The sequence below is a fragment of the Saccharopolyspora elongata genome (assembly GCF_004348985.1).
Taxonomy (GTDB): Bacteria; Actinomycetota; Actinomycetes; order Mycobacteriales; family Pseudonocardiaceae; genus Saccharopolyspora; species Saccharopolyspora elongata.
The window spans coordinates 1-21419 of record NZ_SMKW01000076.1; the positions used below are offsets into that span (position 1 = coordinate 1).

General features: G+C 68.7%; 12 protein-coding genes and 1 pseudogene. 6 read left to right on the plus strand and 7 right to left on the minus strand.

What is annotated here, in order from left to right; genetic code table 11:
• Positions 1 to 7129: type I polyketide synthase (locus E1288_RS36815; RefSeq protein WP_132493313.1), on the plus strand; the 7129-nt coding region annotated here is incomplete at its 5' end.
• A gap of 16 nt (positions 7130 to 7145) precedes the next feature.
• Complete coding sequence (locus tag E1288_RS36820; protein WP_132493314.1) at positions 7146 to 8483, plus strand: aminotransferase class III-fold pyridoxal phosphate-dependent enzyme; 1338 nt, start codon at positions 7146 to 7148, stop codon at positions 8481 to 8483.
• 288 nt (positions 8484 to 8771) lie between these two features.
• Here E1288_RS36820 and E1288_RS36825 read toward each other — a convergent pair whose 3' ends face one another.
• Positions 8772 to 10007, minus strand: a complete 1236-nt coding sequence (locus E1288_RS36825; RefSeq protein WP_165968455.1) for a cytochrome P450 family protein — start codon at positions 10005 to 10007, stop codon at positions 8772 to 8774.
• A gap of 352 nt (positions 10008 to 10359) precedes the next feature.
• Between E1288_RS36825 and E1288_RS36830 the strand changes: the two genes are divergently transcribed.
• Entirely contained in the window at positions 10360 to 11190 is an 831-nt protein-coding gene (locus E1288_RS36830) for an SAM-dependent methyltransferase (protein WP_132493316.1), read from the plus strand.
• A 7-nt stretch (positions 11191 to 11197) separates the two neighbouring features.
• Here the strand turns inward: E1288_RS36830 and E1288_RS36835 are convergent, their stop codons facing one another.
• Both E1288_RS36835 and E1288_RS36840 read right to left on the minus strand, forming a co-directional pair.
• Positions 11198 to 11419: a ferredoxin gene (locus E1288_RS36835; protein WP_132493317.1), complete on the minus strand. Its 222-nt coding sequence runs from the start codon at positions 11417 to 11419 to the stop codon at positions 11198 to 11200.
• Positions 11416 to 12657, minus strand: coding sequence for a cytochrome P450 (locus E1288_RS36840; RefSeq protein WP_132493318.1), 1242 nt, complete (start codon positions 12655 to 12657; stop codon positions 11416 to 11418). The genes E1288_RS36835 and E1288_RS36840 overlap by 4 nt, the downstream gene beginning before the upstream one ends.
• Positions 12658 to 13007: 350 nt before the next feature.
• Between E1288_RS36840 and E1288_RS36845 the strand changes: the two genes are divergently transcribed.
• Positions 13008 to 13730 carry an SDR family oxidoreductase gene (locus E1288_RS36845; RefSeq protein ID WP_132493319.1) on the plus strand — a complete coding sequence of 241 codons (723 nt, stop codon included), beginning with the start codon at positions 13008 to 13010 and terminating at the stop codon, positions 13728 to 13730.
• A gap of 256 nt (positions 13731 to 13986) precedes the next feature.
• Positions 13987 to 14415 (plus strand): VOC family protein, encoded by a 429-nt coding sequence (locus E1288_RS36850; RefSeq protein ID WP_132493320.1) that lies wholly within the window; start codon positions 13987 to 13989, stop codon positions 14413 to 14415.
• A gap of 62 nt (positions 14416 to 14477) precedes the next feature.
• Here the strand turns inward: E1288_RS36850 and E1288_RS36855 are convergent.
• The 3 genes and pseudogenes from E1288_RS36855 to pabB all read right to left on the minus strand — a co-directional run.
• Positions 14478 to 14639, minus strand: a pseudogene (locus E1288_RS36855) (IS5/IS1182 family transposase); the annotation flags it as partial.
• Between the two features lie 105 nt (positions 14640 to 14744).
• Positions 14745 to 15770, minus strand: coding sequence for a methyltransferase (locus tag E1288_RS36860; RefSeq protein ID WP_132493321.1), 1026 nt, complete (start codon positions 15768 to 15770; stop codon positions 14745 to 14747).
• Between the two features lie 160 nt (positions 15771 to 15930).
• Positions 15931 to 18027, minus strand: coding sequence for an aminodeoxychorismate synthase component I (gene pabB, locus E1288_RS36865; RefSeq protein WP_132493322.1), 2097 nt, complete (start codon positions 18025 to 18027; stop codon positions 15931 to 15933).
• Positions 18028 to 18463: 436 nt separating this feature from the next.
• On the opposite strand from pabB, the gene E1288_RS36870 reads away from it, so the two are divergent.
• Positions 18464 to 20233 (plus strand): (2,3-dihydroxybenzoyl)adenylate synthase, encoded by a 1770-nt coding sequence (locus tag E1288_RS36870; RefSeq protein ID WP_132493323.1) that lies wholly within the window; start codon positions 18464 to 18466, stop codon positions 20231 to 20233.
• 111 nt (positions 20234 to 20344) lie between these two features.
• On the opposite strand, the gene E1288_RS36875 is transcribed toward E1288_RS36870, so the two are convergent.
• Positions 20345 to 21295, minus strand: coding sequence for an aldo/keto reductase (locus E1288_RS36875; RefSeq protein ID WP_235884071.1), 951 nt, complete (start codon positions 21293 to 21295; stop codon positions 20345 to 20347).
• Between the last annotated feature and the right edge of the window lie 124 nt (positions 21296 to 21419).

The following is a 21419-nucleotide window of genomic DNA, read 5'->3' on the forward strand; positions in this document are numbered from 1 at the left end:
CCCCAACGCCATCCCCACCCACCACACCTTCCACCAACTCGGCTACGACTCCGTCACCGCGATCCAGCTCCGCAACCAGCTCACCGCCACCACCCAGGTGTCCCTCCCCACCACGCTCATCTACGACCACCCGACGCCCGCTCAGCTGGCGACGTTCGTCCTGTCCCAGCTGGTTCCCGACAGTCCACAGTCGACTATCCAGGTGGCGTCGCGGACGTCCGCAGCGGACGAGCCGATCGCGATCGTCGGCATGGCATGCCACTTCCCCGGCGGCGTGAACACGCCCGAGAACCTGTGGGAACTGGTGAGTTCCGGCACCGACGCGATCACCGGGTTCCCCACCAACCGCGGCTGGAACCTCGACGACCTCTTCGACCCGGACCCCGACGCCGTCGGGAAGTCGTACTCGCGGCACGGCGGGTTCCTCGACAACCCGGCGGGATTCGACGCGGCCTTCTTCAACATCAGCCCGCGCGAAGCGCTCGCCATGGACCCGCAGCAGCGCCTGCTGCTCGAAACCACCTGGGAAGCCGTCGAGAACGCCGGGATCGACCCCGACTCCCTCCGCGGCGCGAACGCCGGCGTGTTCACCGGCACCAACGGGCAGGACTACGCGGCCGTGCTGCGCCAGGACCACGAGCAGTTCGAGGGATTCGTCGCGACCGGAAACACCGCGAGCGTCATGTCGGGCCGCATCTCCTACACGCTCGGCCTGGAAGGCCCGGCGGTCACGGTCGACACCGCGTGCTCGTCGTCGCTGGTGGCGATGCATCTCGCGTGCCAATCGCTGCGGTCGGGCGAGTCGGGCCTGGCCCTGGCCGGGGGCGCGACCGTGATGGCCACGCCCGGCATCTTCCTGGAGTTCAGCCGCCAGCGGGGCGTGGCGCGGGACGGCAAGTGCAAGGCGTTCGGATCCGGCGCGGACGGCACGGTGTTCTCCGAGGGCGTCGGCGTGGTGGTGCTGGAACGGCTCTCCGACGCCGAACGCAACGGGCACCGCATCCTGGCCGTGATCCGCGGCAGCGCGGTCAACCAGGACGGCGCCAGCAACGGCCTGACCGCACCCAGCGGGCCTTCCCAGGAACGCGTCATCGAGCAGGCGCTCGCCAACGCCGGGCTCGCCCCCAGCGACATCGACGCCGTCGAAGCGCACGGAACCGGGACGGCTCTCGGCGATCCGATCGAGGCCCAGGCACTTCTCGCCACCTACGGCCGGCACCACACCAAGGACCGCCCCCTGTGGCTGGGGTCGCTGAAGTCCAACATCGGCCACACCCAGGCCGCCGCAGGCGTAGCCGGGATCATCAAGATGGTCCAGGCGCTCCACCACGACGAACTGCCCGCCACGCTGCACGCCGAGACGCCTTCGACGCACGTCGACTGGAGCGATGGCACCGTCGCTCTCCTATCGCGACCGCAGCCCTGGCCGGATGCCGACCGGCCTCGCCGGGCCGCCGTGTCGTCCTTCGGCGTCTCCGGCACGAACGCCCACGTCATCCTGGAACAGCCATCGCTTGGTGGATCCACAAGGGACGATTTGGTGGAGACCCAGGATGTCGGCAGCGCGTTGGTTCCGTGGGCGGTCTCCGCCAAGACGCCGGAGGCGCTCGAAGCGCACGCGAGGCGCCTGCACACCCACCTCAGTGGCCAGGACGGCTGGGAACCGGTGGATGTCGGGGCGGCTCTGAGCAAGCGCAGCGCCTTCTCGCACCGTGCCGTTCTGCTCGGCGAGGACCGCCAGAACCTGCTGCAGCACCTGGCCGATCTCGCCAGCGGCACCGAGGCACCGGGCATCATCCGGCCGACGCAGATTCCCACTCGCAGCGCCGATCGCATCGTCATGGTCTTCCCCGGGCAAGGCGGCCAATGGCCCGGCATGGGCCGCGAACTGCTCGACACCAACCCCGTCTTCACCACAGCCCTGGCCGAATGCGATCAGGCGCTATCGCGGTATCAGGACTGGTCGGTCACCGACCTGCTCCGCAACGGCGACGCCTTGGAACGGGTCGATGTCATCCAACCCGCGCTGTTCGCCGTCATGGTCTCCCTTGCCCGGGTCTGGCAGTCCTACGGGGTCCGGCCAGCCGCCGTCGTCGGCCACTCGCAGGGCGAGATCGCCGCCGCGCACATCGCGGGCGCACTCGACCTCGACCAAGCCGCACGCGTCGTCGCGCTGCGATCCCAGCTGATCCGCACCCACCTCGCCGGACACGGCAGCATGCTCTCCACCGCACTCTCCGTCGACGACCTCAAACCCCATCTCGACGAACGGGCCTCGATCGCCGCGATCAACAGCCCCACCGCCACCGTGCTCTCCGGCGACACCGACGCCATCCACGATCTCCACCGTTTCCTGAGCGAACAGGACATCCGGTCGCGGATCTTGCCCGTCGACTACGCCTCCCACAGCCACCACGTCGAAACCCTCCGACAGCCACTGCTGGACCAACTCGCCGGACTCACCCCGCAGACCAGCGAAATCCCGTTCCACTCCACCGTCACCGGCGAAACACTCGACACCACCGGACTCGACGCCGACTACTGGTACACCAACCTCGCCACCACCGTGAACTTCCACCGCACCATCACCCGGCTCCACACCACCGGACACCACGTCTACCTCGAACCCAGCCCGCACCCCACGCTGACGCACCACATCAACCACCCCGACGCGATCACCATCACGACCCTTCGCCGGGACCACGACAGCGGGCACCAGCTGCTCGCCAACGTCTCTCTCGCCCATACTCACCACGTCGCCGTCGACTGGGCGCCGCACTTCCCGAACCCCCGGCACCTCGACCTGCCCACCTACGCCTTCCAGCACCAGGACTTCTGGCTGTCGCCGCGCTCGTCCGGCGGCGATCCCGACGGCCTCGGCCTGACGGCCACCGGACATCCGCTGCTCACCGCCCGCACCGATGTGCCCGGCACCGGCGAAATCCTGTTCACCGGCAGGGTTTCCGCTCGGACGAACCCGTGGCTGGCCGAGCACGTGGTCCAGGGCCGAATGGTCCTACCCGGCACGGTGTTCGCCGAGATGGCGCTGCTCGCGGCCGGGGACCTCGGCGGCCACGAGGTCGAGGAGCTGGTCCTGCAGAGCCCGTTGACGCTGTCCGGCGACGATCAGATCACCCTGAACCTCGTCGTCGCGTGCGACGAGTCGGGCCGCCACGCCATCACGATCCACTCCCGGTCCGGCGACGACGACTGGGTCTGCCACGCCACGGGAACGCTCGTCGCACAAGGCGCTTCCTCCGACGAGGAACCGGTTTTCGAGACCTGGCCGCCGCGTGGAGCAACCCCGGTCGATGTCGTCGGGCTCTACGACGATCTGGCCGACCACGGCTTCGAGTACGGGCCCACGTTCCAAGGGCTGCACAGCGCGTGGCAACACGGCGACGACATCTACGCCGAGGTCGGTCTCGACGAGGACCACCGGGGCGACTGGGTCGTTCACCCGGCGCTGCTCGACGCCGCTCTGCACACCGCGTTCCTGATCGGTTGGGACACCGGTCTCCGGTTGCCCTTCTCGTGGAAGGGAGTTCGCGCGCACCGCGGCGCCACGCGGCTCCGGGTTCGGCTGCGCCGGACCGGCGATGCACTGCAGGTCGTCACCGCCGACGACCGCGGCCGGTTCGTCGCCGGTATCGACTCGCTGACCCTGCGCCCGGTGACCGGCCCGGCGCACGACCCGCTGTTCCGCCTCTCCTGGCTACCGCACGGCCTCGCGGAGGAAGCCGCCGCGGCGCAGTGGGTGCGCATCGAACCGGACGCGAACCTGGACGAGCTCTGCCGTCAGCCGGTGCCGGATGTGGTGGTCGCCGACTTCCGCACCGACGAGCGGCGCGACTCCGGTGTTCCGGGCGCGGTGGCACGCACGGCGCAGCAGGCGGTGGATCTGGTGCAGTCGTGGCTGGCCCGCGAGGAACTCGCCTCGACCCGGCTGGTCCTGCTGACCCGGAACGCGGTTGCCGCGCAGCCGGGAGAGGTTCCGGACCTGGTCACCGGCCCGCTGTGGGGCCTGCTGCGCGTGGCGCAGAACGAGCACCCGGATCGCATCCTGCTCGTCGACGTCGACCTCGGCGCCGATCTCGACGATGTGCTGGGGCGGGCCGTCGGCATGGCGATGCGTCACGGCGAGTGGCAGCTCGCGGTGCGGGGTGACGCGATACTCGTGCCGCGTCTGATCCGCGCCAAGGACGCTCTCACCCCGCCCGAGGGGCGTGCGTGGCGGCTGGACGTGACCGAGCGTGGCAGCATCGACAACCTGCACCTCGCCTCGTTCCCGCAGGTCGCAGGACCGCTGGAAGCCGGTCAGGTCCGGGTCGCGGTGCGGGCGGTCGGCGTGAACTTCCGCGACGTCCTCAACACCCTCGGCATGTACCCCGGCACCCCACCGCTCGGTGCGGAAGGCGCCGGCGTCATCGCTGAGATCGCCGACGAGGTCACCGATCTGCGGGTCGGTGACCGGGTGTGGGGCATCCTGCCCGGCGCGATGGGCCCGCTCGCGATCACCGACCACCGGCTGCTCGCCCGCGTACCGCAGGACTGGACGTTCGCCCAGGCCGCCGCAACTCCCGCGGTGTTCCTGACCGCCTATCACGCGCTGCACGGCCTGGCCGAGGTCCAACCCGGGCAGAAGGTCTTGGTACACGCCGCCGCGGGCGGTGTCGGCATGGCCGCAATCCAGCTGCTCCAGCACTACGGCGCCGACATCTACGCCACCGCACACCCCAGCAAATGGTCAACCTTGCGCGAACTCGGCATTCCCGAGGACCACATCGCGTCGTCCCGCACCACGGAGTTCGCAACCCGGTTCCCCGCCGTGAACGTCGTCCTCAACTCCCTCACCGGTGAGCTCCTAGACGCTTCGCTGGAGCTGCTCACACCCGGCGGGCACTTCATCGAACTCGGCAAGACCGACCCCCGAGACCCCGCCGAACACCCCAACCTGCACTACCACGCCTTCGACCTCACCGAAGTCGACCCGACCCACCTCCAGGCCATGCTCGGCGACCTCACCGCGCTGTTCGATCAAGAACACATCCACCCGCTGCCGGTGACCGCCTGGGACATCCGGCAGGCCCCGGAAGCCTTCCGGCACCTCAGCAATGCCCGCCACACCGGCAAACTCGCACTCACCATTCCCACCGCGCCCGACCCGCGCGGCACCATCCTCATCACCGGCGGCACCGGCGCCCTCGGCACCACCCTCGCCCGCCACCTCGCCGCACAACACCCCGGACACCTCCTCCTGGCCAGCCGCCAAGGCCCAGCAGCGCCCAACGCCAAGAGCCTCCGCGACGAACTGACCGCCCTGGGCACGAAGGTCACCATCACCGCCTGCGACACCACCGACCCCCGCCAGCTCGCCGACCTGATCGACGGCATCCCCGCCGAGCACCCGCTGACCGGCGTCGTCCACACCGTCGGCGCACTCCGCGACAGCGCCCTCCACGCGCTGACCGCCGAACAACTCGCCGCAGTACTGGAATCCAAAGTGGACTCGACATGGCACCTGCACCACGCCACCCGGCACCACGACCTGGCGTTCTTCACCGTCTACTCGTCCGCCGCGGGAATCCTCGGCAACCCCGGCCAGGCAAACTACGCCGCCGCCAACACCTTCCTCGACGCCTTCGCCCAACACCGCCACGCCCGCGGACTTCCCGCCCAGTCCCTCGCCTGGGGCCCCTGGGACACCACCAGCGGCATGACGGAGCACCTCAGCCACACCGACCGGGACCGCATGGCCGCCGGCGGCGTGCTGCCCTTCGGCCCCGATGACGGCATGGCTGCCTTCGACGCGGCCCGCGACCTGCCCGATCCGCACGTCGTGCCGCTCCGCCTCGACGGCAAGGCCCTCCGGTCCCACGGCGATGCGCTCCCGCCGCTGTTCGGCGAGGTCATCCGGCGCCGTGCCCAGGACGGCCGCCGCAGCAACGGACCGGAGCGCGAAGCGCTCCTCCAACGGCTCGCAAGCCTGCCCGAGGCCGAGCAGCGCCGCACCCTGCTGGAACTGATCTGCTCCCGCGCCGCCGTCGTCCTGGGCCACGCGGACGCCGGGGCGATCACCGCAGACCGGCCGTTCCTGGAGCTCGGTTTCGACTCCCTCACCGCGGTGGAGCTGCGCAACCGGCTCGCCACCGCCACCGGCCGCCACCTGCCGACGACGCTGGTCTTCGACCACGCCACCCCAGCCGAACTGGCCGATTTCCTCCGGAAATCCATCGAAACCCCGGAAAATCCGGTCCTGCAGCAACGCTCCGGCGAGGAGTCCAGCCCGGTCGACGACGAACTCGTCCGCTCCTACCGGCAGCTCGGCGACCTGGACCGGTTCGACGAGGGCATCGAGCTGCTGAAGATCATGTCGCGGCTGCGCCCGGCCTTCGACGCGGGAGACCCGAGCGCGGCCGTGGAGCCCGTGCCGCTCACGCGCGGCGGAACCGGGCCGGGGCTGATCTGCTTCCCGTCCCTCGTCGCGCCGACCAGCCCCTACCAGTTCGCCAGGTTCGCGTCGGTGTTCCGCGACCAGCGGCCGGCCCAGGTGCTGCCGACCCCCGGCTACCAGAACGACGAGCCGCTTCCCGCGACGCTCACCGCCGCCATCGAGACCCAGGCCGACAAGGTCCTCGAATGCGCCGGCGGCGAACCCATCGTGCTCGTCGGCTATTCGTCAGGTGGCTGGTTCGCCTACGCCGTCACCGCGCTGCTGGAGCAGCGAGGCGCCGCCCCGGTGGCACTGGTGCTGCTCGACAGCCCCGCGCCGGGAGGCGGCTGCTTCGCGCAGATGGCCCGGGTCGCCCACCGGCTCGACGGCACGCTGCCGAACCTGCGCACCGACCAGGCGCAGCTGACCGCGATGGGCGCGTACCTGCGGCTGTTCGAGGACTGGACGCCCGGCCCGGTGTCCACGCCGCTGCTGTTCGTCCACCCGGAGCGGGAAACGCCCGACTTCCCGCGGAACCTGTCCGCCGACGCCGCACCCGATGACCGGCACGTGCTCTTCGTGCCGGGAGACCACTTCACCATGATCGACCGCTACGCCGAGCAGACCGCGTCGCTCGTGGACGGTTGGATCACCACGAATTTCGAGCACCGCGACGAGTGCTCGAAAGTCCGCTGAGAGAAAAGGATCGCCGATGACTCTGACCTCCGAATCCACCACCGCGCAGCCCGCCGACGGCCGCCTCGGGCTCGCCGCCCGCGATCACCTCATGCGGGGCTACGGCGAGCCGACGGACGGGCCGGTGTCCATCATCACCCGCGGTGAGGGGCCCTACGTCTGGGACGAACAGGGGCGCCGCTACCTCGACGCGGTCGCCGGCGCGTTCGTCGTGCAGGTGGGGTACGGGCGGCCGGACCTCGCCGCCACCGCGGCGCGGCAGGCAGCCGAGCTCGCCTACTTCCCGGCGATGGAGCACGCGCCCCGCCCCGCCGTGGAGCTCGCCGAGCGGCTCGCCGCCGCGGCGCCCGGCGATCTCAACCGCGTGTTCTTCACCTGCGGCGGCAGCGAAGCCGTCGACAGCGCGTGGAAGCTGGCCCGCCAGTACTTCGCGCTGACCGGGAGGACCGGCAAGCACAAGGTGATCAGCCGCGAGTGGTCCTTCCACGGCAGCACCTACGCGGCCGTGGCGATGGGCGGTTTCGCGCTGCTGCACCAGATCTTCGAGCCGCGCGGGCCGGTCAGCCGCAACGTGGCCGACCCGTACGACGCCGAGGAGATCAGGGCGGCCATCGAGCAGGAGGGCCCGGAGTCGGTCGCCGCGGTGATCCTGGAGCCGCTGCCCCACCCGAGCGCCTGCGTGGTGCCGCCGGAGGGCTACTTCGCCCGCGTCCGCGAGATCTGCGACCAGTACGACGTGCTGCTGATCTCCGACGACATCGTGGACTCCTTCGGCAGGCTCGGCCACCTCTTCGGCTGTGACCGCTTCGGCTTCCAGCCCGACATCATCTGCTGCGCCAAGGGGATCACCAGTGGCTACGCGCCGCTCGGCGCGACCATCGCGTCCGAGCGGCTGCTGGAACCATTCCTGCCGGAGCACGTCATGTTCGCCCACGGCTACACCTTCAGCGGCCACCCGGTGTCGACCTCCGTGGCCATGGCGAACATGGACATCCTGGAGCAGGAGCGCATCTACGAGCACGTGCTGCGCAAGGAGGCGGCGCTGCGCAACACGTTGGAGGGTCTGCGGAAACTGCCGGTGGTCAACGACGTGCAGGGCGCCGGGTTCCTGTTCTCCCTGGAGCTGATCAAGGACAAGGCGACGCAGGAGCCGTTCTCGCCGGAGGAGTGCGAGCAGCTCATCGACCGGCGGCTGCGCCGCGAGCTGTTCGAAGCGGGCCTGCACATCCGGTGCGGGGACCACGACAAGCCCTACATCCACCTTGCCCCGCCGCTGATCTGCGACCAGCCGGAGTTCGACGAGATCGCGGAGGTCCTGCGGGCCGTGCTGCCCCGGCTGTCGGCCTGGGTCTGAGGGCCGCGTGCGCGGTGGCGGACCGCCCGCCACCGCGCACCGGCCGGGATCAGCGATCCTTTCAGGATGCGGCGTCAGCCGCATGCGGTGAGGGACTCAGCTCGCACCGCCGCGGGTTCTCAGACTGTGCCCGCCCTTATCGGGCTACTGGGCGAGGCCAGTCCCCGATGCCGCGTATTGGTCATACGTAAGTCGGGGCTCCCACAGTCCAGGCGGCGTCTGTAACTCCCGCAGGGGGGCCGCTACCCGCACCGCCACGCAAAACGAGCCTGGAACCATCTCTTAGGATCAGGGGGTCCGGAGTGGGCCTAGGCGCACCGGGAGTTCCTCCACCGCTCGCATGTAGCCGGGCCGCCACCGCAACTTCTCGACCGGCACGGCCAGTTCGAGGTTCGGGTAGCGCTCGAAGAGCGAGCCGAGGCCGATCTCCATCTCGACCTTGGCCAGCGAAGCGCCGAGGCAGTAGTGCATTCCCCGCCCGAACGCGACGTGCCCGTTCTCCGCGCGGTCGAAGTCCAACGCGTCCGGCGAGGCGAACCGCTCGGGATCGCGGTTCGCGGCGGCCAGCGACGCGAGCACCCAGGAACCGGCGGGGATCGTGGTGTCGTCGAGCTGGATGTCCGCCGTCGTGAAGCGGAAAACCCCTGGCGTGGACGGCCCGTCGTAGCGCAGCAGTTCGTCGACGTGCGCCGCCAACGCGGTGGGATCTTCCCGCACGGCGGCGAGTTCCGCCGGGTGGTCCAGCAGGGACAGCACGCCGAGCGCCAGCGAGTGCGACGTCGTCTCGTGCCCGGCGACGAACAGCAGCAGCGCCACGCCGGCGAGCTCCCGATCGGCCACTTCGCCGCCGGCACCCGTCACGAGCGCGCTCAGCAGGTCGTCTTCCGGATTCCTGCGCTTGGCGTCGAGCAATTCCTCGAAGTAGGCGTAGAAGGAGTTGACGGCGGAGACCACCTGGGGCGCCTTTTCCGGGTCACCGACGAATCCGAGCGCCTGGTTGGTCCACTCCCGGAACTGCACGGCGTCCGCTTCCGGAATGCCGAGCAGCGCGCACAGCACGGACACCGGGAACGCATAGCTGTACGAGCGGACGAGGTCGACTTCGTCCTCGCCGTGCAACGCATCCAGCAGCCTGTCGGCGATGGCCCGCACCTGCGGCCGCAGCGCTTCCACGCGGCGCGCGCTGAACTCGCGCACCACCAGTTTGCGCAGCCGGGTGTGGTCGGGCGGATCCATGTTGATGAACAGTCCCTGCCGGATGGACCGGAACGCCTCGGCCACCTCCGGCGCCACCTCGTCGGCGCCGCTGCGCTCCGGCGAGAGGTCGCAGCTCACGTGAGGACTGGACAGCACGTTCACGACGTCGGGATAGTGCGTCACCACCCAGCACTCGCGCCCGTCCGGCAGGACGACCGGCTGCGCCGGACCGTTCTCCCGCCAAGCCGCTAGGCACGGGTGGGGATTGGCCAAGAACTCGTCGCTCATGGACAGTTCCACCGGGCCGGCCACGTCGCTCGTGCCCATCTTTCCTCCTGTAATCCGATGCTGGAACATTCGGTGAGAATTGCGGACGACGAACCCGATGCTAGGTGTCCCGAAATGGCCCAGCAACGGCCGAGAATCGCCGACACCCGGTATTCCACCGGTTCACCCCAGCGGATTATCGACACCCGCACGCGACGCGACGAAACGGCGCCGCTGATCCACTTTTCCGAGGCGGCTCCACGATCAGGTCGAAGTCGTTTCCTCGGTTGCAGCACCCCATTCCGCTGCAATAGCGTGCAGTGCGGTCCCCGAATTCTTCCGGTCCGGCACGGCCGGATCGCGCCGAAACGAATTCCGCAATCACCGCAGCCTCGAAGGCGAGATCCACGAGATGAACCGAGCACAGCGACCATCACCGGGCGCCGGTGAAACCCACGACGAGCACGGCGACGTGTTCACCGCGCTGCTGGACGGCAGCCTCCACTTCGGACTCTGGGACGACGCCACCCGCAGCATGCGGGAGGCCGCCGACAACATGACCGACTTGATGATCGAGAAGCTGGCGGTCGAGCCGGCGCGGTCCGTGCTCGACATCGGCTGCGGCATCGGGGAACCCGCTGTCCGCCTGGCCCGCGCCAGGAACGTCGACGTGGTGGGCATCAACGTCAGCCGCCAGCAGCTCGCCGCGGCGACCGAACGCGCGACGGTGGAAGGCCTGCAGGACCGGGTGCGCTTCGCGTTCGCCGACGCCCTGGACCTGCCCTTCCCACCGGAATCCTTCGACGCGGCATGGTTCTTCGAGTCCCTGCTGCACATGCCCGACCGCCGCCGCGCGCTGTCGCAGGCCGCGCGCGTGCTGCGCCCCGGCGGCAGGCTCGCCGTCGCGGACTTCATCCGGCGCGGCCCCGACCTGGACGAGCAGACCGCCGTCGAGGAACGGCTCGCCGGGTTCCACATCTCCGCCATGCCGACGCTGGAGGACTACGCCGAGACGGTCGCGGACGCCGGCCTCGTCATGGTGGAGGCGATCGACGTCTCCGACCGCAGCTGGCGGCAGACCCTGGCGGTGGTCCAGGAGAACATCGCCCGCCTGCAGCACACCTTCACGACCCCGTCCGGCCAGGAGGACTACTGGGCCGAAGCGCGCGAAATGCTGCCCAGGATCGCCGACGGATCGGCGCTGGGCTACGCGGTGTTCGTCGCGGCCAAGCCGCGCGGCTGACCGGGGCTCACCGCTCGGGCGCCAGCACCTCGCCGGTGCCGGCGTCCCGCACGGTGATCGCCTCGACCGGGCAGGACTCCGCCGCGTCGGTCACCTCCTCGGCCGGACCGACCTCCGACCGGCGTGGGCAGGAGAACCCCTCCACCAGCTCGAAGTGCTCGGGCGCGATCCCGACGCACAGCGCCGAGCCGATGCAGGTATCGGCGTCCACCTCGATCGACCAGCTCACCGGACACCCGTGCGGGCGGATTCGGCGCGGGTCGCGCCCAGTTCAGCCGGGTTCCAGACGATGTCCAGGCGCGACGGGCTGTAGAGAATCATCCCCTCCCCCCACACGACGTCGTCCTCATCGCCTGCGAAGCGCAGGCCGGGCAGCCTCGCCAGCAGCGTGCGGAGCCCGACCTGCAGCATCAGCCGGGCGAGCTGCGCACCGATGCAGAAGTGCGGGCCGTGCCCGAAACCGAAGTGCGCGTTGTCCACCCGGGACAGATCGAGGCGATCGCCGTCGGCGAAGACCGCCTCGTCGCGGTTCGCCGACCGGATGTCGACGACCACCGGCTCACCGGCGCGGATCGTCACCCCGCCCAGTTCCACATCTTCCTTGGCATAGCGCGGAAGCCCGCCGACGAAGCCCAGCGGCAGGTATCGCATCAGCTCCTCGGCCGCCCTCGGGACCCGATCGAGGTCGGCGAGCAACCATTGGAGCTCCCGGGGATGGGTCAGCAGTGCGTACGCGGAGTTCGCGAGTTGCGTCGAGGTGGTCTCCTGCCCGGCGACCAGGAGTGTGACCGCGAGCCGCACCATCTCCTCTTCGGTGAGCTTGTCGTGCTGGTCGCGGGCCTGGATCAGCACGCTGATGAGGTCGTCCTCGGGTTCCGCTCGCCGCCGCTCGATCAGTTCGGCCATGTAGCCGGCCATGAGGCTCATGCACTCCTCGGTCTGCTCCGGCGTGAATCTGTCGGTCGCCATGAACCCGTCGGACCACGCCCGGAGTTCGGCCTGCCGCTCATCCGGGACACCGAGCAGCTCGCAGACCACCGTGATCGGGAACACCCGGGCGAACCCCGCGACGAAGTCCACCGGCGGCCCTTGCTCGATCATGCGGTCTACGAACCTGTCGGCGATCTCCTGGACCCGCGGGCCCAACTGCTCGACCCGGCGCTGCGTGAACGCCTTCGCGACGAGTTTGCGCAGCCGGGTGTGCTCAGGCGGGTCCATGGTCAGGATGCCGCCCTGGTTCTTCGTCGGCTGGGTCCGTGGCTCGTCGTGGTCGAGCACGGCCGCGCAGCCGAACCGGGAATCGGTCAGCACCACCTTGACGTCCTCGTACCGGGTCGCCAGCCAAGCGGGTTCCCCGTAGGGGAACTGGACCCGGCACACCGGCTCCTGCGCGCGGAGCACCGCGTAGAGCGGGTCGACCTCCAACCGCTTCTGCTCGCTGAACGGGAACTTCCTCGGTTCCGACATGCGACGCTCCAAGTGCCATCGACCGTTGCCGACGCGTAAGTTACGGCCCTCACAACCGTCCTGCCTGCTTCACCACTCGATCGAAGAAGGACATCCCGGCGGCCACTTCCCGGTGTTCGCCACCTGTCTAATTTCGTTGTGCTGCAACCACTTCCCCACAACACTCGTCATGCCACCACCCGGTACGACGGGGTGAACATGTCGCACGGCCAGGTATTTCCGGCCTTCCGCTCCCAACACCGCGCGCATCGCCACAACAATTCGACGATCGGTCGTTAATGGCGTGCGCCGGCGCTGTCGCCCGGCCTAAGCTCCTTCTCGATCATTCCGGCGAACCCTGGAGGAAGTCCTTGGCAACCGACGCACTGACCGCGGTCGTCACCGGTGCCGCGAGCGGGATCGGGCGGGCACTGGCCGAGGCGCTCCACGCCAAGGGCGCCGACCTCGTCTTGGCCGACGTCGACGCCGACGCGCTCTCCGCGACCGCGGACCGGCTCGGCGCGACGGGTGTGACGGCCGATGTGTCCGACCCGGCCGCGATGAGCGCCCTGGCTGCGCAGGCCCCGCAGGCGCGCCTGATCTGCCTCAACGCCGGTGTCGTGGGAGCGTCGCTGGGCGCGCCGTGGGAGGTGCCGGCCGACGAGTGGGATCGCGTGTTCGGCATCAACGTCGGCGGCATCGTCAACGGGCTGCGGGCGTTCGTGCCGGGCCTGCTCGCCTCCGGTGAGCAGGCCCATGTGCTGATCACCGCATCGCTGGCCGGCCTCACCGTCTTCCCGGGCGGCGGGGCGTACGGGCCGTCGAAGCACGCCGTCGTCGCCGTCGCCCAGCACGCGGCGATGGCCCTGGCCGGCACACCGGTGCGGGTCACCATGATCTGCCCGGCGCTGGTCGCCACCGGCATGTCGCCGGAGGGGATCGAGCCGGACCTCGTCGCGCACGAGGCGCTGCGGGCAGTTGACGACGGTGTTTTCGCCGTCGTTCCCTCCGAGTGGCAGGCGGCCGTCGTCGCGCAGGTCGAGCAGATCGCGTCCGGACACCGGCCCACGCCACCTGCCCCGCGGTCGGCATGAGCCACAACAACCACGCTTAGCCAACCCGAATCCGGTTGCCCCCAAGGGTTGTCCCGTAACTGATCTTTGGTATGAGGGTGGTTGGTCAGGACTGGATCCTGGGGGCCACCGGTGGGCTCCGTCGTCAGGGTCGCGTCGTTCTCGTGGACTGTCCGGTTTGATCACTTGGCGTCCGAGGTGGCCCGGGGCGCGACGGGTTGCGGGCGGATCCACCTGGGGAAATAGAGCGGCAGAGTCCCCCTGCTATGGTGCGCCGATGTCAGCGATCAAGAAGTTTCAAGTCACCTTCGACTGCGCAGAACCTGAGCGTCTCGCTCGTTTCTGGTGCGAGGTGTTGGGGTACGTCGTACCGCCGCCACCGGAGGGGTTCGCCACTTGGGACGATTTCAAGCGCTCGCAGCCACCCGAGCAGCGGGATTCATGGTTCGCCTGCATAGATCCCTCAGGAGTGGGCCCGCGACTGTACTTCCAGCGCGTCCCCGAAGGGAAGGCCGCCAAGAACCGGCTGCATCTTGATGTGCGGGTCGGCACCGGTCTCGTGGGTAAGGAGCGCCTCGCTGCACTTGAGGCCGAATGCGCACGACTGATCCCGCTCGGCGCGGTACATGTGCAAACACTGTATGACGGCAATGATTCGTGCATCCCGATGCAGGACATCGAGGGCAACGAGTTCTGTATCGACTGAGCATTCTCCGAGGCGGAGAGGTGGGGGCCACCCCCTTCGGCCCCCGCTGGTCTCATATGGGGGGTGTCGGCGTCGATGACGACCTGGTGGTTGGTCGAATACCGGTAGTTCTTCGACTGCCCGGCAACCGTATGATCCCGCGTCGGGACCAGAGTGCCGTCGACGATCAGCACGGCGTCCTTACGGAACCGCTGACGGGGCTGAAGCGCGAGCGACGGTCCGAGACGGCAAGATCATGACACCAAGATCAGCCGTTACGGGACAGCCCCTAGCACGCCGACGATCGGGGCGAAGGACCCCGAAGTCGCTCGCGTGCTCGCAGCCCCGAGCTAACGGCGAATCGTCTCGAACACGGTGGCCGGAGCCGACTCCTCCACCGCATCGACCTCCGCCGGACTGTCGACCCTCTTGAGCGCGAGACCGGCTGCCGCGAAAAGGGATTCATACTCCGGCAACGTCCGCACCTTCCCATCGACCCTGGCCAACTGCCGCAAGTGGATCGCGTCGAACAGCTGCGCCGAATCCTCGCGGTACAGCCAATCGATGACGACCACTGGAGTTCCGGGCGACGCCGCCTCCCGGCACCGCGACAGGATTCGCGCGCAGCTCTCGTCATCCCAGTCGGACAGCACGCACTTCAACAAATAGACGTCGCCCCCTTCAGGAACCTTTTCAAAGAAACTGCCACCGACGAACTCGACGCGAGAACTCAATTCGCGCTCCGCAATGATCCTTCGCGCCCTTTCGACTGCGTGCGGCAAATCGAACAGAACGCCGGCGACATCCGGGTACTGCGACAAAATGCGGGACAAGAAGGTGCCATTGCTGCCTCCGACGTCCACGACCTTGCGGTGCTCGTGGAACGAGTACCGGGACAGCACCGAGTCGGCCACCATGTCGGACAGCTCGCTCATGAAGTCGGCGAATGCGGCCGCCTCGTCCGGGTTTTCCTGGTAGTACGACCACAACCCCTTCCCAAGCGCGTCCTCGGTGTGCGATCGGCCGTGCAGCACAACGCTGTGCAGCATTTCCGCGGGACGGCAGAGCCCAGGCGATGTGAGCATCAGCACGATATTGCGATACGCGCCCCCATCACGCCGAAGCAGGGCAAGCATCGGAGTTTCCGCGAATCGATCCGCATCGACCCGCTGCACGAGACCGATCGACTCGGCGTTGTTGAGGAATGCGGATACCGCTTTGACGTCACCGGCCCCAATCGCCGCAGCCAAGTCGGCCGCCGTACGGGGCCCTCCGGCGAACTCATCAGCAACTCCCAATCTGGCCGCAGCACCGAGGAGATGAAAATTCCACTGCGCGCCGAGAATGGCGTCCAAATCGTCCTCGGGTTTTCCCATGTTCAACCTCCAATGTCGACGACGAGAGGCTAACCACAAATTCAGAACCACCGCGAGCGCCAGAATCGACAAATACCGGAATGGGTGCAATCCCTACAGGCACTCACCTAGCAACGCGGTTGGCGGTCGGCTCACCTCATGCCATGGCAAGCACGTCAGCTCACTCGCTGTGCACGACGTCGTGATCGGGGAAACGCTCGCCGAACAGCCGCAGCAGCCCTACCGCCTTCACCGCGGTCTCCTCCCATTCCTCGTCCGGGTCGGACAACGCGGTGATCGCCCCGCCCACTCCGAAGCTCACCCGACCCGCGTCAACTACCAGCGTGCGGATGACGATGCTGTGATCCGTGGCTCCGTTGAGGGAGAAGTAGCCGAGTGCGCCGGAGTAGATTCCCCGCGCACCTTCCTCCAGTTCGTCGATGATCTGCATCGTGCGGATCTTGGGGGCACCGGTCATCGAGCCCCCGGGAAAAGCCGCCCGCACACAGGACACCGCTGAGGCATCCGCACGCAGTCGCGCTCGGACGGTGCTCACGAGCTGGTGCACGGTGGCGAAGGACTCCACGTCGAACAGCTCGTGGACGTGCACCGAACCCGGCTCCGCACAGGTACTGAGGTCGTTTCGAACCAGATCGACGATCATCAGGTTCTCAGCGCGATCCTTTTCACTGGCCCGCAGTTCCTCTCGAAGTCGCCGGTCCTCGCGCAAATCGTCCGAGCGGGGCCGAGTTCCTTTGATGGGCTTGGATTCCACCACGCGATCGGCGGAGATCCGGAGGAACCTTTCCGGCGAGGTGCTCAAGACCGACAACGCACCGAACCTGAGCAGCGCGGCGAACGGCGCTGGACTGTGCGCGCGCAGGAAGCGATAGCCGTCCCACGGATCGACGGCCGCACGCCCATGGGCCATGTTCGTCAGGCATACCTCGTAGGTCTCGCCCGCCCGGATCTGGCGCTGGCACTCCTCGATGAGGCCGAGGTAGTGCTGCCTGTCGTGGCGCAGTTCGAGGCCCTCGGCCTCTGTCGACACTGCGGGTTCCCGCAGGGCCGCGCCGAGCGCGCACATCGCGTTCCACTGCGCTTCCGTCTCCCGTATCCATTGCCTGGCAGCGGTTTCGTCCCCCACTTCGGCCAAGGCCAGCAAGTACGCCCGGCGCTCATGGTGATCGAAAGCGACGGCGTGCGGCGCGAAGATCATCGTGGCATCCGGGGTCTCGGCCCGATGTGCACGACGTCCGCCGCACTCGGACTTCAGCTCGTACCCGAGGTAACCGACCCACCCCAGGGCGAAGTCGAACGGCAGGGGCGGGACATCCACCACCAGGGAATCGAGATCGGCCTCGAGCCAATCCAGGAAGGCTCCCCGGATTTCCTCCTTTCCAGCCGCGGAGTGGACGACCGTCGTGCCGCGCCACGTATCGGCCTCCGCTACTCGGGCGAGCCGGCCCGCCGCATCACCCATGAACGAGAATCGCCCGTTGGCACCGTCGGAGAGACTGCTGTCCAGCCAGAACGAGTACTCGCTGCATCGGAAGAACTGGTCGAACACGCGCTCTGGATCACACCAGCCCTCCAGTTCCTCGACGACTACCCGGAATCGCGCGCTGGGCGGAGTGCGATCGGGGACAGTGCTGCGCCGCCGTTGGCGAGGTAGTCGCGCCCGTCTTCCCGTCGTGCGCTGCCATTGCCTGGTCAGGTCGGTGAAGTTCCGCAGCATGCGATCGCCGTACGCGGTGCAGATCGACTCCGGGTGGAACTGGACTCCCCACTGGGGGCGGTTCCGGTGGTGAACGGCCATCAAAACCCCGTCCGGAGTCCAAGCATCCGCGACGAGATCGTCAGGAAGTTCAACCACGACCAGGGAATGGTAGCGAACCACGGAGAAAGGTGAAGGCACGCCGGCGAAGAGCGACTCGCCGCCGTGGACGACCGGCGAGAGCCGGCCGTGACGCACTTCAGGTGCAGGACCGACCTTCCCGCCGTATGCGGAGCACAACCCCTGATGGCCCAAGCACACACCCAGCAAGGGCAAATCGGCGTACTGGACGATGTCCGCGCCGATGCCGAAGTCCGACGCCCGCTCGGGATGGCCTGGCCCTGGCGACAGGACCACGTTGTCGAAGTATTGCAGACCCTGCAGGCGAAAACTCGGATCGTCATTGCGAATGACCTCGCACTGCTCTCCGTTGGCTTCCGCAAGGTAGTGGGCGAGGTTGTAGGTGAACGAATCGTAGTTATCGACGATCAAGGTCCGCATGCGTCGACCTTCCTGCAGAATTCCGAGACTGGGACACGCGCGTTCATTCTGGAATCCTCGCGCCACAGCGGCGAGCCGAGTGGTGGGTGACGCGTGTCGCCTGGGCAAGATCTCGGCGTGGATCGCGGCATTTCCCGATGCGCTTGGGTCTCGGCACTGTCAGGCCTGCCGATCAGTTCGCCCGATCGACCGTCCCCCGGTTGATTTCGTTGAAACCGAGCAAAGTTCGCGACAATCGAACCGCTACCCGATGGAGGTTCGTCCAGCGAATCGAGTTGCCCGCCAACTCGGCAGCCGCCTATAAAAGTGGGGGCCGGAACCGAGGAAAGAGCAGAATGGGCGAATTCCTTTCAGTTACCGAAGAACTCCTGGCGAGTAGCGTCGAACCCGCAGGTGTGGCGGCACTTTTCCGCGGGGAACCCATCGAGGGGCGCCGATGACGATTCGGGATCAGCCGACGATTCCCCGCATCCCCGAGGAACGCGCGCAGCGGTACCGCGCGGACGGGTGGTGGCAGCCCGTGACGTTGGACCAACTCGTCCTGCGTCACGGCGATCGCGTCCCGTCGAAGTGCGCGCTGGTGGCCGGCGACCGGCGAATGACCTACGGTGAGCTGGCCAGCTCTGTCGATCGCGCGGCCGCGCTGCTGGCGACGCGGGGCCTGCGTCGCGGCGACGCAGTCGTGGTGCAGCTCCCGAACAGCCTCGAATTCGTCGTTCTCGTCCTAGCTCTGATGCGCATCGGCGCGCTCCCGATGCTGATCCTGCCGGCGCTGCGGGGATACGAGATCGAGCGCGTCCTGCGGCTGGTCCGGCCCCGCGCGATGGCCCTGCCGCACCGCATGCCTCGGTTCGATCACCTCGCGATGGTGCAGGAACTGCGCCCCCGGCACCCGTACCTCGAAACCCTGCTGCTCACCGGCGAACCACCCGTCGGCCCTGACATCGTGGATCTGTCCGAACTGTGCGATCCCGCGAGCGCTTCCGCCCGTGCGGCGGTGCCGGCGCACCAGCCATCGGCCCGTGCCGAGCCGCACGACGCGGCCTTGCTGCTGCTTTCCAGCGGCACTTCCGGGCCCCCCAAGATGATCGCCCGCACTCACGAGGACTACGGTCACGTCATTCGAACCGCGTCCAAGACCGCCGGGCTCGATGCCGATTCGGTCTACTTCGCGGTCATGCCCGCCGCCCACACCTTCACCTTGGCCTGTCCGGGCATCCTGGGCACCCTCGCCTTCGGCGGGCGGGTCGTGCTCGGCAGCGCGGAGGACCCGCGGCGCACATTGCGGCTGATCGAGCAGGAGCGGGTGACGCACTGCGCCGTGGTTCCGGCGCTGCTCGGCCAGTGGTCGACCGTGCTCCGCTCGGATCACTTCGACATCTCCAGCCTCGCCGCGGTCCAGGTCGGGGGCGCCAGGCTGGACCCTGCCGGGGTCGAACAGGCCCGGTCGGTACTGGGCTCCGTGGTGCAGCAGGTCTACGGCATGACCGAAGGGCTGGTCAACTCCACCCGGCTCGACGACCCCGCAGAGGTGGTTTCGTCCTCGCAGGGTAGGCCCGTCTCGGCTGCCGAGGAACTGCTGATCGTCGACGACGCAGGCGAACCGGTCCCGCCAGGGCGAACCGGGCAGCTCCTGACCCGTGGCCCGGCCACGATCGCCGGGTACTACCGGGACGAAGCGGCCACCGAAAACGCCTTCACCGCCGACGGTTTCTACCGGACCGGCGACCTGGTCCGGCTGCTGCCGAGCGGGAACCTGGCGGTCGTCGGGCGAATCAAGAACGTGATCAACCGCAGTGGCGAGAAGGTGTGCGCCGAGGAGTTGGAGCAGCTCCTCCGGGAGCTGGACGACATCGCCGAGGTGGCTGCCGTCGCCGGGCCGCACCCCATGCACGGCGAGATCGTATGCCTGTACGTGGTACCTGCCGGCGAGAAACTCCCCGAGCTGCGAGAACTGCGCCAGCACCTTGAATCCCGCGGGTTGGCCAGGTACAAGCTGCCCGAGCGCCTGCAACTCCTCGATGCGATGCCGTTGATCGGAGTGGGCAAGCTGGACCGCGCCGCACTTCGCGAAGCCGCCGCGGCTGCGGAGCGAACGAGAGCCGAGCGGCGGTCGGCGCACTCGAAGCCGGGCGGCGGTGATCTCCAGGAGGTGGCGGTCGAGGGCGTCGCCCCGGCGCGTCGCCCGCAGCCGCTCGACACGTGAGTCGGCAAGTCCTGTCCCGGTGTTCGAGAATCCGCCGGCTGCTCAACAGCCGACCGCACGTCCTGGTTCGGCGAGGATTGCTGCATCGACCACCGCGCCCGCCTGAACCGGTCAGGGCAGTGCGGCGCCGCGGGCCGTGATCCAGAGCCGGTACCACTCCTCGTGCGTGAGGTCGGGTTCCCGCTGCGCCGCGTCGCGGCAAGCGCGGATCCGTTCCGGCTTCGCGCTGCCGATGACCGGCGCGATGCTCGCCGGGTGGCGCTGCAGCCACCACAGCACGATCGTTTCCGGCGTCGTGCCCTTCTCCTCCGCCAGGGCCGCGACGAGCTCCGCGGTCGCCCGCTCGGTCGGCGTTTCCTGGCCGCCGGTGAACCGACCGCGCGCGAGCGGGCCCCAGGCCTGCAGGGAGATCCCGTTCGCGCGGCAGTGCTCGATCGTGCCCAGCGGGAAGCCGATCGACGCGGCTTCGGCGGTGTTCACCAGCACCCCGGCCTCGCACCAGTCGCGCCGGTGCAGGCTCATCTCCAGCTGGTTGGCGACCAGCGGAACGCCGAGGTGCGCCTGCAGGTACGCGATCTGGGCCGCGCTCATGTTCGACACCCCGAAGCGCCGCACGAGGCCCTGCTCGTGCAGCGACATGAGCGCCTTGGCGACGTCTTCCGGGTCTGCCAGCGGGTCGGGCCGGTGCAGGAGGAGCACGTCGATCACGTCCGTGCGCAGCCGGGCGAGGCTCTCCTCCACCCGCCGGACGATGCTGTCCCCGCGCAGGTCGTAGATCCCGGGCCGGTCGCCCTCGGCCTGCCGGATGCCGCACTTGGTCTGCAGCACGATGCGTTCGCGCAGCCCGGATGTGCGGGCGAGCACCTCGCCGAAGGCCGCCTCGGCCTTGCCGCGCCGGTAGATGTCGGCGTGGTCGAACGTCGTGATCCCGATCTCCAGCGCCGCCTGGATCGCCGCCTCGGCCGCGTCGATGTCGGCCGCGGCTAGGGGTTCGGCATCCCAGCTCCCGCCGAGCCCCATGCACCCGTACAGCACGCGATCCGCGCTCGTCTCCGTCGTCACCGGGCCATCCTTTCACGGAGGTCACCGCGCCCGACCGGGGCTGCCACGACGATATTCGTCCACAATGGACGCCCCGGGAGTGAGGAATGCCATCCGCTCGCGGGGCCGGATCGGGCGCACACTC

What these genes read in the sequence shown, in the direction of transcription:
- E1288_RS36820 (WP_132493314.1), top strand. Translation starts at nt 7,146, where the DNA reads ATGACTCTGACCTCCGAATCCACCACCGCGCAGCCCGCCGACGGCCGC.
- E1288_RS36825 (WP_165968455.1), bottom strand. Translation starts at nt 10,007, where the DNA reads ATGGGCACGAGCGACGTGGCCGGCCCGGTGGAACTGTCCATGAGCGAC.
- E1288_RS36830 (WP_132493316.1), top strand. Translation starts at nt 10,360, where the DNA reads ATGAACCGAGCACAGCGACCATCACCGGGCGCCGGTGAAACCCACGAC.
- E1288_RS36840 (WP_132493318.1), bottom strand. Translation starts at nt 12,657, where the DNA reads ATGTCGGAACCGAGGAAGTTCCCGTTCAGCGAGCAGAAGCGGTTGGAG.
- E1288_RS36850 (WP_132493320.1), top strand. Translation starts at nt 13,987, where the DNA reads ATGTCAGCGATCAAGAAGTTTCAAGTCACCTTCGACTGCGCAGAACCT.
- E1288_RS36860 (WP_132493321.1), bottom strand. Translation starts at nt 15,770, where the DNA reads ATGGGAAAACCCGAGGACGATTTGGACGCCATTCTCGGCGCGCAGTGG.
- pabB (WP_132493322.1), bottom strand. Translation starts at nt 18,027, where the DNA reads ATGCGGACCTTGATCGTCGATAACTACGATTCGTTCACCTACAACCTC.
- E1288_RS36870 (WP_132493323.1), top strand. Translation starts at nt 18,464, where the DNA reads ATGACGATTCGGGATCAGCCGACGATTCCCCGCATCCCCGAGGAACGC.